This window comes from Buchnera aphidicola (Symydobius americanus) (genome assembly GCF_964059135.1).
In the GTDB taxonomy this organism is placed as follows: Bacteria; Pseudomonadota; Gammaproteobacteria; order Enterobacterales; family Enterobacteriaceae; genus Buchnera_L; species Buchnera_L aphidicola_AJ.
In genome coordinates this window covers 164,795-179,071 of sequence record NZ_OZ060393.1, presented here as the reverse complement: position 1 = coordinate 179,071, position 14,277 = coordinate 164,795, and the positions used below count along the sequence as shown (strand labels likewise).

Below are 14,277 nucleotides of genomic sequence, written 5' to 3'. Positions count from 1 at the left end.
AATAATTATAAATATTAAAAAATATTTTTTACAATTTATTTAAAACAGCCGAAAAATTAGAAATATATGCACAAATAATTTTGGCAGAACAAATTACATTATGATTAGAAAAAACAATACCATTTAAAAAAAACATATTTCTACGTTCTTTAATAAAAGTTATTTGAATCAATAACTGATCTCCTGGAATAACAAATCGTTTAAATCGTGCAGAATCAATTCCAGTAATACAGTAAAAACCGCTCTTTTTTTTATATTTCGGATATTTCATTAAAAGTAGAATTACTGCAGATTGAGCAATAGATTCTAAAATTAATACACCAGGAAATACAAAACATTCAGTGAAATGACCCTGCAAAAAAGGATCATTAGCAGTAATATTTTTAAGAGTAAGAAGAAAACCATCATTCTTATAATCTAATACACGATCAATTAAAATAAATGGATACCTATGAGGTATAAATTTTAAAATATCTTGAATATTAAAATTAAAATTATTCATATTTAAAATAACAAGAAAAATATTTAAATTTATTTGATATAATTATATAATATAAAATAAATATCTTTAAAATTTAAAAAATAGAACATCTATACAATTTATTTTTAATCACGAATAATTTAAATAGTATTAAAATATATCACTCGTCTTAAAATTTCATAATTTCGGATTCTTTTTGTAATAATAAATGATCAATTTTACGAATATAAGAATCTGTTAATATTTGAACCTCATTTTGTAAAAAATATTCAATATCTTTACTAATTATTTTCTTTTTAATATTTTTCTTTAAAAAATCATTAGCATCACGACGAACATTTCGTATACAAATACGAACTGCCTCAGCTTCAGATCGAACAATCTTAAATAATTTTTTACGACGTTCTTCAGTTAAAGGAGGAAAAATAATTTTAATATTATTTCCAACCACAATAGGGTTTACTTCTAAATGAGAATTTAAAATAGCTTTTTCAATTAAATTTACTACAGAATGATCAAAAACACTTATCTTTAATGTATTCGATGTTTCCATAATAATATTAGCTAATTGATTTAATAAAGTTTTTTTTTCATAATATTCAATATGTAATCCATCTAAAATAGAAGGAGAAATTCTACCTGTTCTAATTTTATGAATTTTAGATTTAAATATTTCTAAGCACCTCATCATTCGAATATCAATATCATTCTTAAAACTATCAATCATATTCAAATACCTCATATTATTAATATATTTTAAACACATTAGAAAAAATCTTAACCAGTAATAATTGTACCTTCTTTACAACCTGTTAAAATTCGCTTTAAAGCTCCAGTATGATACATATTAAAAACACCGATTGGTAAATTATGATCTCTTGCAAGAATAAAAGCTGTTAGATCCATAACTTTTAATTCTTTTTGTAATACTTCTTGGTAATTTAATTGATTGTATAAAATTGCCGACTGTGTAATAGAAGGATCTTCAGAATAAATGCCATTTACTTTGGTACCTTTTAAAAAAATATCTGAATTAGTCTCAATAGCACGCAAACATGCAGCAGAATCAGTAGTAAAAAAAGGATGACCTAATCCTCCACAAAAAATTAAAACGTATTTTTTAGATAAAAGGTCAAGCGATTTTTCTATACAATAATCTGCGCATATTTTTTTTACAGAAATAGAAGACATTAAATAAGTACGAATTTTAAATTGACTAAATATATCATTTAAAAGTAATCCATTGATTACTGTTGATAACATACCAACACGATCAGATACAATACGATTCAATCCAAAACTCGATAAACTGCTTCCTCGAAATAAATTACCACCACCAATCACAATACTGAATTCTATTCCAAAATGGAGCAATTTTTTAATATCATCCGCTATATCTTTAATAAAAGAAATATTAAATTTAGATGTATTAATTCCATTTAACACTTCTCCGCTAATTTTTAACAGTACTCGTTTATAAGTTAATTTAATAATATTACACACATTAAATACCATATACGTATAATCAATAATTTGTAGAATAAAAGATCAATTAAATATTTTCACCAACCTCAAAACGAAAAAATTTTAAAATTTTTATATTATTTTCATTTAAAACTGTTTTTACCTTTTTTGTAGGATCAATAATAAAATCTTGTTCTAATAATGAAATTCTATTAATAAATTTATTAATTCTACCATGAACAATTTTTTGTGCTATTTCTTTATTTTTCCCAGTTTTTAAAGCAATTTCTAATTGAATTTCACGTTCTTGATGAACAATTTCCTTAGGAATATCTGAAACATCTATATATTCTGGTCTACTTGCAGCAATATGCATAGCAATATACTTTAAAACTTCTTTATCACAAGATTGAGCATTTAATAAAACCCCAACCCGACCAATATGGTCATACGATAAAATAGTATTTCCTTCCAAAAAACAAAATCTACGAATAATAATATTTTCATTAAATTTTGAAATTAAAGAAATTCTATCTTCTTCAAAAACAGTTCTCAACCATTCTAAATCTTTCAATTGTTGTAAATGAGATTGAATTAAAATATTTTTTGCAAAATTGATAAATTCAATATGTCGAGATACAAAATCAGTTTCACAATTCAATTCTATCATATAACCAAAATTATCCTTTAAATAAGTAGAGACAACTCCTCGAGCAGCAATATTTGCATTTTTCTTTAATGCAGTAATTTTACCATGTTTTCTTAAATATATAATTGCTTGTTCAAAATCACCTTTAGAATTAATTAATGCTTGCTTACAATCCATGATACCAATTCCAGTTCTTAATCGTAATTTTTTAACAAGATAAGAAGTAATATTAATCATAATTTCCCTAAAATAATTAAAATATTATGTATTTAAATGAAATAAATTATTTGCCTCAAGAAATCAAATTATCCGTAGAAATATTAGCATAATCATTCATAATATAAGAAATAATATCATCTAAATATAATTTAATAGAACGTATTGCATCATCATTTCCTGGAATGATGTAATCAATACCGTCCGGGTTGGAATTTGTATCTACAATTGCACATACAGGAATTCCTAAATTATTTGCTTCACGAATAGAAATTTTTTCATGATACGCATCAATTACAAAAATTAAATCAGGTAATCCTCCCATATTTTTAATACCACCTAGACTATTCTCTAGTTTCAATAACTCTCGAGATCGTATTAAACCTTCTTTTTTGGTTAATTTTAAAAAAGTTCCATCTTTTGTCTGAAGTTCTAAATCCTTTAAACGCTGAATGGACTGACGAACGGTTCTCCAATTAGTTAAAAGACCACCTAACCAACGTTTATTAATATAAAACTGATTACAATGAATAGCAGCTTGTTTGATAAAACGACTTGCTGGTCTCTTTGTACCAATAAAAAGTATTTTTCCTTGTCTTAAATGAATGCGTTTTAATTCTAATAAAGCAATACGAAACATCTGAACGGTTTTTTCTAAATTAATAATATGTACTTTGTTACGAATACCAAAAATAAAAGGTTTCATTTTTGGATTCCAGTAACGAGTTTGATGACCAAAATGTACACCGGCCTTTATCATATCTTTCATAGAAGTTATTTTCAAAATATTTCACCCCATAAATAAATTAAATAGTTGATACAGAATAATACTTTTTATTTAAAAATTTTCAATTTTTCATAAAAAATATTAATTTAACATAATATATTATTTATTTTTAAATAAAATTTTAAATAATAATATTATATAACTAATTTTTAAAAAAAAATATATAAAATATTTCATACTATAAATAAATTTTATAATATTTTGTAAATTAAAATATAATTAACAGTTTAGACGCATAAAAATTTTAAAATTTATTATAATTTACATAATATTTAAAATAAAAATAATATATTTAATATGAAAATTTCTATTAAAAATAATCAAGAAATTGAAAAAATGAGAATTGCTGGAAAATTAGTAGGAAAAGTATTAGATATGATAAAATCATATATTGTTCCTGATATCAGCACAGTAGAATTAAACGATATCTGTCACGATTATATTGTATATTATCAAAAAGCAACTCCTGCTTGTTTAGGATATCATGGATTTCCAAAATCCGTTTGTATATCCGTTAATGAAGTAGTATGTCACGGTATTCCAAATAAACATCAAAAACTAAAAGAAGGAGACATAGTCAATATTGATGTAACTATCATAAAAAATCAATATTACGCAGACAGTTCTAAAATGTTTTTTGTAGGGAAATGTCACCAAAAAGCAAAAAACTTATGTAAAGCAGCAAAAGATAGTCTATATTCAACATTTAAAATAATTAAACCAGGCATGCAATTAAATGTTATTGGAAATACTATACAAAAATATATTTGCAAAACACCTTTTTCTATTGTAAAAGAATATTGCGGACATGGTATTGGAAATAATTTTCATGAAGATCCACATATTTTACATCATAAAAATAAATTTAATACAATTAAGCTTCAAAAAGGTATGACATTCACAATAGAACCAATTATTAATGCCGGAAATCAAGAAGTATTTTGCGAAAAAGATGGTTGGACAGTAAAAACTAAAGATGGGAGTTTATCTGCTCAATATGAACATACAATACTTGTCACTGAATCAGGTTGTGAAATTTTAACATTAAGAGAAACAGAAAATATTCATTCAACATATATAAATATTTAAATCATAAATTACATAATATATTTAAAATGATTTAAAAATATATTGGAATTAAAAAAGAGAACGTAATATGAAAAAATTAAAAAATATTATTAATCAAATATTTCAAATAAAAGATCAAATTAATTATAAAAACATTAGTATATCAGACTACCATGCTATTCAACAAACAATTAATATGATAGATAATGGAATATTACAAGTATCAGAAAAAATATCTAACGAATGGATTACTCATCAATGGATAAAAAAAGCAATCTTATTGTATTTTCAAATCCAAAAAAATCAAATCACGAAAGGAATGAAAAATACCTACTATGATAAAATTAATTTAAAATACGAACATTATTCAGAAGCAGAATTAAAAAAACAAAATATTCGTATTGTTCCAAATGCAATCATTAGAAAAGGTTCGTTCATTGGAAAAAATACTATTTTAATGCCTTGTTATGTAAATATTGGAGCATATATTGACGAAGGCACAATGATAGATACATGGTCTACAGTTGGATCATGTGCTCGAATCGGAAAAAATGTCCACCTTTCTGGTGGAGTTGGAATTGGGGGAGTATTAGAACCAATACAAAACAACCCAACTATTATTGAAGATAATTGTTTTATTGGAGCACGATCTGAAATTGTAGAAGGAGTAATAGTAGAAAAAGGATCAGTCATTTCTATGGGAGTATATATTGGACAAAGTACAAAAATTTATAATAGAAAAACAGAAGAAATTACCTATGGTAAAGTACCAGCTGGATCCGTAGTCGTTCCGGGAACGTTACCATCAAAAGATAACAAATATAATTTATATTGTGCAATAATTGTCAAACAAGTAGATCAAAAAACTTTAAAAAAAGTTGGAATTAATCAAATATTACGAGAAAATATTTAAAAGTATTTTAAAATATTTAATCTTCAGATCCGAAACACAATATAACGGATCTGAAAACAATTTTAAAAAAATACATTTTTAAAATTAAAAAAACACAAAAATTAAATAAATATAAATTTCTAATATATAATACATTTATTCTTTATGTTTTGAATATATTAATTAAAAAAAAATCAGGAGTAAAAATGGAAACATTATCAGGTGCAGAAACAGTAATTCGATCACTAATCGATCAAGGTATAGAATATATTTTTGGTTATCCAGGTGGAGCAGTATTAGATATTTACGATGCTTTAAAAAAATACAAACAAATCAAACATATATTAGTACGACATGAACAAAGCGCAACCCATATGGCAGATGGTTATTCAAGATGTACCGGAAAAACAGGAGTAGTATTGGTCACTTCAGGACCAGGAGCTACTAATGCAATTACAGGAATTGCAACAGCATATATGGATTCTATACCTATGGTAATTATATCGGGACAAGTAGATGCTTCTCTAATCGGATATGATGCATTTCAAGAATGTGATATGTTAGGTATATCACGACCAATAGTAAAACATAGTTTTTTGGTCAAAAAAACTGAAGATATTCCAATAATTTTTAAAAAATCATTTTGGTTAGCATCTACTGGTAGACCAGGACCAATAGTGATTGATTTACCAAAAAATATTTTAAGCAATTTAAATAAAAAACCATATGTTTGGCCTGATTCCATTCATATACGATCATATAATCCCGTTACAAAAGGCCATAAAGGACAAATCAAAAAAATATTAGAAACATTATTAACATCTAAAAAACCAATTATTTATGCCGGAGGAGGAGTAATAAGTTCAAATAGTTCCAATGAACTAATTCAATTAGCAGAATATTTTAATATTCCAGTTACAACATCCTTAATGGCATTAGGATCTTTTCCTGGTAAACACCCCCAAAATCTTCAAATGTTAGGTATGCATGGTACATACGAAGCAAATATGGCAATGCATAATTCTGATGTTATATTCGCCATTGGGGTTCGATTTGATGACCGAACAACAAATAATTTAAAAAAATATTGCCCATATGCTAAAATTTTACACATAGATATTGATCCTACTTCAATATCAAAAACAGTTATAGCACATATTCCAATTGTTGGTGACGCAAAACATATTCTAAAAGATATATTAAAATTAATCAAAGAAAAAAAAATCTGCTATGAAACAAATCGTTTAAAAGAATGGTGGAAATTAATAAATACATGGAAAAATAAAAATAGTTTAAAATATGATAAAAATAGTAAAAATATTAAACCACAATATGTTATTGAAACCCTATGTAAACTTACAAAAGGAGAAGCATATATTACCTCCGATGTTGGACAACACCAGATGTTTACAGCGCTATATTATAAATTTAATAAACCAAGACGCTGGATTAATTCCGGAGGGTTAGGAACTATGGGTTTTGGATTTCCAGCTGCATTAGGAGTTAAAATAGCATTACCAGAAGAAACTGTAATTTGTATTACAGGAGATGGAAGTATTCAAATGAATATTCAGGAACTATCTACAGCAATGCAATATAAACTTCCAATATTAATAATAAATATCAATAACAAATCTCTAGGAATGGTAAAACAATGGCAAGATATTATTTATGAAGGAAGGCACTCCCACTCTTACATGGAATCATTACCAAATTTTGTTAAACTATCTGAATCGTATGGACATATTGGAATATCAATTACTCAAAACGAAGAATTAGAAAAAAAAATGAAAAGTGCTATAAAAAAAATGATTCGCGGACATTTAGTATTTATAGATATAGTAGTTGATCACGAAGAACATGTGTATCCAATGCAAATACGAGGAGGTGGAATGAATGAAATGCGAATACGGCAATAAAGGAAAATTAATATGAAAAGGATAATACTAATATTATTAGAAAATGAACCCGGCGCATTATCTCGTGTAGTAGGGTTATTTTCTCAACGAGGTTATAACATAGAAAGCATTACTGTAGGACCTACAGAAGACTCAACACTATCTAGTGTAACCATACAAACAATAGGAGACAAAAAAACTATTGAACAAATCGAAAAACAATTACATAAATTAGTAGATGTATTAAAAGTAATTGAAATTGAAACTTCGAATCGCATAGAAAGAGAAATTGCACTCATTAAAATTAAAAGCATAGGATATGGAAGAGAAGAAGTAAAAAGAATTATTGAAATCTTCAAAGGAAAAATTATTGATGTTACTCCAAATATATATACAATCGAAATATCAGGAACAAATGAAAAAATTAACTCATTTCTAAAAATTATAAAAGAAATATCTGAAATTAATGAAATATCACGATCTGGAGTAATTGGAATTACGAGAGAATAAAAAAAATATTTATTTTAAATAAATCAAACAATTAAAATAAAATACTCAAAATGATAAATAACAAAAAACATAAAACAGTATTATTAGATGAATCCATAGAATCTTTAAATATCAAAAAAAATGGAACATATGTTGATTGCACCTTTGGATGTGGAGGACATTCATTAAAAATTTTACAAAAAATCGGTAAATATGGAAAATTATATGCAATAGATAGAGATCCATATGCTATTCAAATAGCACAAAAAATACAAGATCCTAGATTTCATGTAATTCATGATATCTTTTCAAATATTGATCATTATTTTATAAAAAATAGTTCTGTAAAAAAAATTGATGGAGTAATATTAGATTTAGGATGTTCCTCGACACAAATAATGAATGCAAGTAGAGGATTCTCATTTAATCTTAATGGGCCATTAGATATGAGAATGAATCCATCACAGGGAATATCAGCAGCACAATGGATCAATCAAAGCAATCAGCATGAAATCTCATATGTTTTAAAAACATTCGGAGAAGAAAAATTTTCAAAAAAAATTGCTTATGCCATTGAAAAAACAAAAAAAAAAACACCTATTTTAGATACTAAAAAATTATCAGAAATTATTAAAAAAATTATACCATATACAAAAAAAAATAAACATCCAGCAACACGTAGTTTTCAAGCAATTCGTATTTTTATTAATCAAGAAATTTATGAAATTCAGTGCGTATTAAAAAAAATATTAAATATTCTAAATTTCCAAGGCAGAATAGTAATTATTAGCTTTCATTCATTAGAAGATAGAATAGTAAAACAATTTATGAAAAAAAACAGTACTAATCCTATTTTACCAATAGAAATACCCATTGAAGAAAACAAAATACATATTTTAAAAAAGAAAAAAATAAAAATTATTAATCGTATTTTTCCTAGTAAAACAGAAATTTCTCATAATCCAAGATCAAGAAGTGCTATTTTACGTACCGCAGAATGTACGATATAAATATTTTATATAACAATGTAAATAACATGAATAAATTTTAAACATATAAAATACAACTAATCATAAAATATTAAAAAAAATATCATTTAATCTTAATCTTTCAAATAATGTCTATAATATTATTATAGAGATAGGTTAAACACATTAAAAATGATCAAAAAAAATAAAAAAATATTGGTCGGATTAGAAATAGGAACTACAAAAGTTTCTGTTTTAGTAGGAGAGATGTTACCAGATGGAATGATTAATATTATTGGAATAGGAAATTGTCCTTCTAAAGGAATAGATAAAGGAAGTATAAATGATTTACAAGCTATAATTTTTTGTATAAAAAAAGCCATACAAGAAGCAGAAAAAATGGCAAAATATAACATTTCATCTGTATATTTAGCATTATCAAATAAATACATCAATTATACGAATGAAATAGGTATCGTCCCAATTTCAAAAAATGAAATTACACAACATGATGTAAAATATGCAATATATACAGCTCAATCAATTAAGCTTAATCATTCTTATCATATACTCCATACTATTCCTCAAGAATATTCTATTGATCAAGAAAATGGTATTAAAAATCCAATTGGATTATCCGGTATTAGAATGAAAGCAAAATTGCATTTAATTACATGCCGTGAAGATTTAAAACAAAATTTTATAAAAGCTTTAAAAATATGCAATATAAAAATTAAACAAATTATATTTTCTGGATTAGCTTCAAGTGAAGCAGTACTAACAGAAGAAGAAAAAAAATCTGGTGTCTGCTTAATAGATATCGGAGGGGGTAGTATAGACATCATAATTTATATAAATAATAGTATTCAACACAGTCAAGTAATACCATACGCAGGAAATACAATAACTAACGATATAGCTCATGTTTTTAATATTTCATTTCAAAATGCAGAAAAAATAAAACTTAAATACGGTTCTACCATGTTATCCCCCCTATCGATATCAAAAAAAATAATTGAAATCTCTAATATTCATGAATATTATATTAGAAAAATACAAAAAGAAACATTAATAGAAGTAATTGAATCTAGATACGAAGAATTATTAAATATAGTAAATAAAAATATTATTAAAATTCAAGAAAAATTATACTATTTAAAAAAACCATATCTACTTGGATCTGGAATTGTTATTACCGGCGGGAGTTCACAAATGAAATATTTAGAATCATTTGCAGAAAAAATATTCAATATGCAAGTACGTATTGGAAATCCTATCAAAATTACAACACATACTGATTTCAGTATTAACCCAAGTTATTCGACTACTGTTGGATTACTGCGTTATGGAAGTAATGAGCAAAATAATTATGAAAAAAATATAAATAAATACAATATATTTACAAAATATTTTCAATTTTTTAAAAAATGGATAAAAAAATATTCCAAATTAACATATTTATACAAAAATTAAATAGGGATAAGATATGTTCGAATCAATAGAATTAAGCAATGAAGCAGTAATTAAAGTACTTGGTGTTGGAGGTGGAGGGGGAAATGCTGTAGAACACATGATTAAAGAAAAAATAGAAGGAGTAGAATTCTTTGCAATTAATACTGACGCTCAAGCACTAAGAAAAATAGAAGTTAAAAATACCATTCAAATTGGAAGTAATATTACTAAAGGATTAGGAGCAGGATCAAATCCAGAAATTGGAAAACACGCGGCAGAAGAAGATCGAGAAACTATACATTCCGCAATTGAAGGAGCGGATATGGTATTTATAGCAGCTGGTATGGGAGGAGGGACAGGAACTGGAGCTGCCCCCATAGTGGCTTCCATTGCAAAAGAAATAGGTATTTTAACTGTAGCAGTAATTACTAAACCATTTATTTTTGAAGGAAAAAAAAGAATGGTATTTGCTGATCAGGGTATTATAGAACTGTCAAAATATGTCGATTCATTAATCATCATCCCGAATGATAAATTACTTAAAGTATTAAACAAAGGAATTTCTTTGTTAGACGCTTTTAGCGCAGCAAATAATGTATTACGAGGAGCAGTACAAGGTATTGCAGAATTAATTACTAGACCAGGACTAATGAATGTTGATTTTGCTGATGTCAGGACTGTAATGTCTGAAATGGGTTATGCAATGATGGGAACAGGATTATCCTCAGGAGAAAACCGAGCAGAAGAAGCAGCAGAGATTGCAATTTCTAGTCCACTATTAGAAGATATTAATTTATCTGGAGCAAGAGGAGTATTAGTGAATATTACTGCAGGAATAGATTTAAAACTAGATGAATTTGAAACTGTAGGAAATACAGTAAGATCATTTTCCTCAGACAATGCAACAGTAGTAATAGGAACATCGCTTGATCCAGATATGAACGACACATTACGAGTTACCGTTGTAGCAACTGGAATAGGAATAGAAAAAAATACAAATAACACACCTATTCAACATAAAAAAACATCAGATTATCATTATCAAAATTTTAATAAATACATAAAAAAAAACAATACAAATTACATAAATACAAGAATTACAGATACAAAAAATAAAATTAAAAAATCACCATATTATCTAGATATTCCTTCTTTTTTAAGAAAAAAATAAAAATATTAAAATCTATTGTTTTTTTAAACTATCATTTAAAATCTGTGTATACATGATACATATAAACAATAATATAAAAATAAAATTCTGAAAGGAAATATAAAATATATGATAAATCAATATATAATAAATATTCAATTTACTCAAAAAGCGATAAAAAAAATTAATCAACTAATAAAAAAAAAAAAAATATAAATTCAAAATTTCGTATTTATATTACTGGTGGAGGATGTAATGGATTTCAATATAAATTTAAAATAGATGATAAAATAAATAAAAATGATATAATTATAAAAAATCAATGTACTATTTTGATTGATCCGATTAGCTTACAATACGTGATAGGTGGTAAAATAGACTATCAAGAAACTTTAGAAGGATCAAAATTTATTGTTTTTAATCCAAATGCAAAAACTACTTGTGGGTGTGGTGCTTCATTTAGTATATAATATATGAAAATAGGAATTGTAATTGCTATTAATGAAGAAATAACTATTTTATTCGAAAAATTAAAAAAACTTAAAATAATAAAATACGAAATTTACGGAATCAAATTATATTCAGGATATTTTAATAAAACTAAAATTATTTTAACCAAATCAGGAATCGGAAAAGTTTCAAACAGTATAGCATGCACAATATTAATTAAAATATATCATGTAAATTTGATTATAAATATTGGATCTGCAGGAAAATTAACAGATAACATAAAAGTTTTCGATATAATATTAGCAAATAAAATATGTCATCATGATATTAATTTAAAAAATTTTGGATACGAAATTGGAGTAATTCCAAATTTTCCAAAAATATTTAAAATAGATAAATCTTTAAAAAATCATACTAAAAAAATATTATCTTTATCTAAAATGAAATATATAGAAGGATTAATTGTAAGCGGAGAACAATTTATAAATAATACAAAAAAAAAACAATATATTTTAACGAATTTTCCAAATGCTATTGCAGTAGATATGGAATCTTCCGCTATAAGTCAAGCATGTTTTCAATTCCAAATACCTTATATAATTATTAAGATAATATCAGATCATTCTAATAAATCTTCATATATTGAATTTAAAAAAAATATTCATGTGATTGCAAAAATGTCCTATAAAATTCTTAAGAATATCATAAATAAAATCAAATTTTAAATACAATTTACTTTTTTTGGTAACAAAAAAAGTAAAATAAATATTTTTATAAAGAATTATTTGAGATTAAAATTCCAAATAATTCTTTGATAAAACTAAATATTTATGTGTTCTTTTTAAAAGATTTTAAATTAATTAAATCTGTAATAGTTCCTTGAAATATTTGAGACGCTAATCCTATAGATTCATATAATGTAGGATGAGCATGTATTGTTAAAGCAATATCTTCGACATCACAGCCCATTTCAATAGCTAAAGAAATTTCACCTAATAATTCACCTGCCTGCCTACCAATAACTATACCCCCAATAATTTTATTATCATCTTTATTAATAATTAATTTAGTCATACCATTAGTACAATTAGAAACAATCGCTCTACCAGATGATTTCCATGGAAATATTGAAATTTCATAATTTATATTCTGATTAATAGCTTCCTTTTCGCTCATCCCAACCCAAGCAATTTCAGGATCAGTATAAGCAACAGATGGTATAACAATAGGATCGAAATAATGTTTACAACCCGATATTACTTCTGAAACAATATGACCTTGATGTATACCTTTATGGGCTAACATAGGTTGTCCTACAACGTCACCAATTGCGTATATATTATTAATATTTGTTCGTAACTGATTATCTACCTTTATAAAACCTTGTTTAGTTAATTTTACACCGACCTTATCAAGATCTAATTCATTAAAATTTGGTGTACGACCAATGGCAATTAATATTGCATTATAAAATATTTCTTGTATTCCGGAAGAATTTTTTAATTTCACCAAAACACCATTATCTTTAATTTGTGTATCTATTATATCGGTTTCTAACAGAATATTAAACTTTCCTTTCAAAGAATTAACAAAAAAATCTGAAATATCTTTATCAAGGAATGAAAAAATTTGATTACATCGATCAATAACATCTACTTCTGATCCTATAGAACTATAAAAGGTTGCCATTTCTAAACCAATAATACCAGACCCTACAATTAAAAAACGATTAGGAATTTGATTTAATTGTAATGCTTGATTTGAATTCCAAATATATTGTTCTGAAGTAGGTAAACTTTTTAATCCAATTGGCTTAGATCCAGTTGCAATTACAACATTTTCAAAATGTATATAAGTATTTTGATCATTATTCAATACTAAAACTGTATTATTATTTATAAAAGAAGCAACACCATATAAAGTATTTACTTCTCTTTTTTTAGCCATATAATTTATACCCTGAGATAATCTAGAAATAATAGAATCTTTACTAGATCGAATAATATCAATATCAATTTGAGGTTTTTTAAAAGATATTCCATGTACAGCAATTTCATCCACTTCTCGAATAACTTTAGATATATGTAATAAAAATTTAGAAGGAATACATCCAACATTTAAACAAACACCACCTAATTGATTATATTTTTCTACTAATACAGTTTTTAGTCCTAAATCTGCACTCCTAAAAGCTGCTGAATATCCTGCAGGACCGGATCCAAGAACCAAGACTTGAGTATGAATATCTCGAGTCATATTATTATCCTTTATAAAAATATTAAATAAAATACATAAAATTATTATATTAAACAC

14 protein-coding genes and 1 pseudogene are annotated in these 14,277 nt (G+C 25.4%); 9 read left to right on the top strand and 6 right to left on the bottom strand.

The window, feature by feature from the left end:
• Positions 1-28: 28 nt before the first annotated feature.
• The 5 genes from fabZ to rpsB all read right to left on the bottom strand — a co-directional run bounded on the left by fabZ (position 29) and on the right by rpsB (position 3,570).
• A complete protein-coding gene (gene fabZ / locus AB4W55_RS00820; protein ID WP_367672711.1) occupies positions 29-502 on the bottom strand; it encodes a 3-hydroxyacyl-ACP dehydratase FabZ in 474 nt (157 codons plus the stop codon).
• A 148-nt stretch (positions 503-650) separates the two neighbouring features.
• Positions 651-1,208: a ribosome recycling factor gene (frr, locus tag AB4W55_RS00815; protein WP_367672710.1), complete on the bottom strand. Its 558-nt coding sequence runs from the start codon at positions 1,206-1,208 to the stop codon at positions 651-653.
• A gap of 50 nt (positions 1,209-1,258) precedes the next feature.
• The gene (gene pyrH / locus AB4W55_RS00810) at positions 1,259-1,996 is read right to left on the bottom strand and encodes a UMP kinase (RefSeq protein ID WP_367672708.1); all 738 of its coding nucleotides are present in this window, start codon (positions 1,994-1,996) and stop codon (positions 1,259-1,261) included.
• A gap of 37 nt (positions 1,997-2,033) precedes the next feature.
• Complete coding sequence (gene tsf, locus AB4W55_RS00805; RefSeq protein ID WP_367672706.1) at positions 2,034-2,831, bottom strand: translation elongation factor Ts; 798 nt, start codon at positions 2,829-2,831, stop codon at positions 2,034-2,036.
• Between the two features lie 55 nt (positions 2,832-2,886).
• Complete coding sequence (gene rpsB, locus AB4W55_RS00800; RefSeq protein WP_367672788.1) at positions 2,887-3,570, bottom strand: 30S ribosomal protein S2; 684 nt, start codon at positions 3,568-3,570, stop codon at positions 2,887-2,889.
• 324 nt (positions 3,571-3,894) lie between these two features.
• Here rpsB and map point away from each other — a divergent pair, with 324 nt between their 5' ends.
• From map to AB4W55_RS00755, 9 genes and pseudogenes are all read left to right on the top strand, one after another.
• Positions 3,895-4,686, top strand: coding sequence for a type I methionyl aminopeptidase (map, locus tag AB4W55_RS00795; protein WP_367672704.1), 792 nt, complete (start codon positions 3,895-3,897; stop codon positions 4,684-4,686).
• 67 nt (positions 4,687-4,753) lie between these two features.
• Positions 4,754-5,578 (top strand): 2,3,4,5-tetrahydropyridine-2,6-dicarboxylate N-succinyltransferase, encoded by an 825-nt coding sequence (dapD, locus tag AB4W55_RS00790; RefSeq protein ID WP_367672703.1) that lies wholly within the window; start codon positions 4,754-4,756, stop codon positions 5,576-5,578.
• 185 nt (positions 5,579-5,763) lie between these two features.
• Positions 5,764-7,476 (top strand): acetolactate synthase 3 large subunit, encoded by a 1,713-nt coding sequence (locus tag AB4W55_RS00785; protein ID WP_367672701.1) that lies wholly within the window; start codon positions 5,764-5,766, stop codon positions 7,474-7,476.
• A gap of 12 nt (positions 7,477-7,488) precedes the next feature.
• Positions 7,489-7,965: an acetolactate synthase small subunit gene (gene ilvN, locus AB4W55_RS00780; protein ID WP_367672699.1), complete on the top strand. Its 477-nt coding sequence runs from the start codon at positions 7,489-7,491 to the stop codon at positions 7,963-7,965.
• 50 nt (positions 7,966-8,015) lie between these two features.
• Positions 8,016-8,954 (top strand): 16S rRNA (cytosine(1402)-N(4))-methyltransferase RsmH, encoded by a 939-nt coding sequence (gene rsmH, locus AB4W55_RS00775; protein WP_367672698.1) that lies wholly within the window; start codon positions 8,016-8,018, stop codon positions 8,952-8,954.
• Positions 8,955-9,104: 150 nt separating this feature from the next.
• Entirely contained in the window at positions 9,105-10,385 is a 1,281-nt protein-coding gene (gene ftsA / locus AB4W55_RS00770; protein ID WP_367672696.1) for a cell division protein FtsA, read from the top strand.
• 13 nt (positions 10,386-10,398) lie between these two features.
• Complete coding sequence (ftsZ, locus tag AB4W55_RS00765) at positions 10,399-11,535, top strand: cell division protein FtsZ (RefSeq protein WP_367672694.1); 1,137 nt, start codon at positions 10,399-10,401, stop codon at positions 11,533-11,535.
• A 108-nt stretch (positions 11,536-11,643) separates the two neighbouring features.
• Positions 11,644-11,984, top strand: a pseudogene (gene erpA, locus AB4W55_RS00760) (iron-sulfur cluster insertion protein ErpA).
• Between the two features lie 3 nt (positions 11,985-11,987).
• A complete protein-coding gene (locus tag AB4W55_RS00755; RefSeq protein ID WP_367672692.1) occupies positions 11,988-12,689 on the top strand; it encodes a 5'-methylthioadenosine/adenosylhomocysteine nucleosidase in 702 nt (233 codons plus the stop codon).
• Between the two features lie 103 nt (positions 12,690-12,792).
• Here AB4W55_RS00755 and lpdA read toward each other — a convergent pair whose 3' ends face one another.
• Entirely contained in the window at positions 12,793-14,220 is a 1,428-nt protein-coding gene (gene lpdA, locus AB4W55_RS00750; protein WP_367672690.1) for a dihydrolipoyl dehydrogenase, read from the bottom strand.
• Between the last annotated feature and the right edge of the window lie 57 nt (positions 14,221-14,277).

Excerpts from the sequence above, each read along its gene's own strand:
- ftsA (WP_367672696.1), top strand. The coding sequence starts at position 9,105 with ATGATCAAAAAAAATAAAAAAATATTGGTCGGATTAGAAATAGGAACT.
- ilvN (WP_367672699.1), top strand. The coding sequence starts at position 7,489 with ATGAAAAGGATAATACTAATATTATTAGAAAATGAACCCGGCGCATTA.
- lpdA (WP_367672690.1), bottom strand. The coding sequence starts at position 14,220 with ATGACTCGAGATATTCATACTCAAGTCTTGGTTCTTGGATCCGGTCCT.
- AB4W55_RS00755 (WP_367672692.1), top strand. The coding sequence starts at position 11,988 with ATGAAAATAGGAATTGTAATTGCTATTAATGAAGAAATAACTATTTTA.
- rsmH (WP_367672698.1), top strand. The coding sequence starts at position 8,016 with ATGATAAATAACAAAAAACATAAAACAGTATTATTAGATGAATCCATA.
- fabZ (WP_367672711.1), bottom strand. The coding sequence starts at position 502 with ATGAATAATTTTAATTTTAATATTCAAGATATTTTAAAATTTATACCT.
- frr (WP_367672710.1), bottom strand. The coding sequence starts at position 1,208 with ATGATTGATAGTTTTAAGAATGATATTGATATTCGAATGATGAGGTGC.
- tsf (WP_367672706.1), bottom strand. The coding sequence starts at position 2,831 with ATGATTAATATTACTTCTTATCTTGTTAAAAAATTACGATTAAGAACT.
- ftsZ (WP_367672694.1), top strand. The coding sequence starts at position 10,399 with ATGTTCGAATCAATAGAATTAAGCAATGAAGCAGTAATTAAAGTACTT.
- map (WP_367672704.1), top strand. The coding sequence starts at position 3,895 with ATGAAAATTTCTATTAAAAATAATCAAGAAATTGAAAAAATGAGAATT.
- AB4W55_RS00785 (WP_367672701.1), top strand. The coding sequence starts at position 5,764 with ATGGAAACATTATCAGGTGCAGAAACAGTAATTCGATCACTAATCGAT.
- dapD (WP_367672703.1), top strand. The coding sequence starts at position 4,754 with ATGAAAAAATTAAAAAATATTATTAATCAAATATTTCAAATAAAAGAT.
- pyrH (WP_367672708.1), bottom strand. The coding sequence starts at position 1,996 with ATGGTATTTAATGTGTGTAATATTATTAAATTAACTTATAAACGAGTA.
- rpsB (WP_367672788.1), bottom strand. The coding sequence starts at position 3,570 with ATGATAAAGGCCGGTGTACATTTTGGTCATCAAACTCGTTACTGGAAT.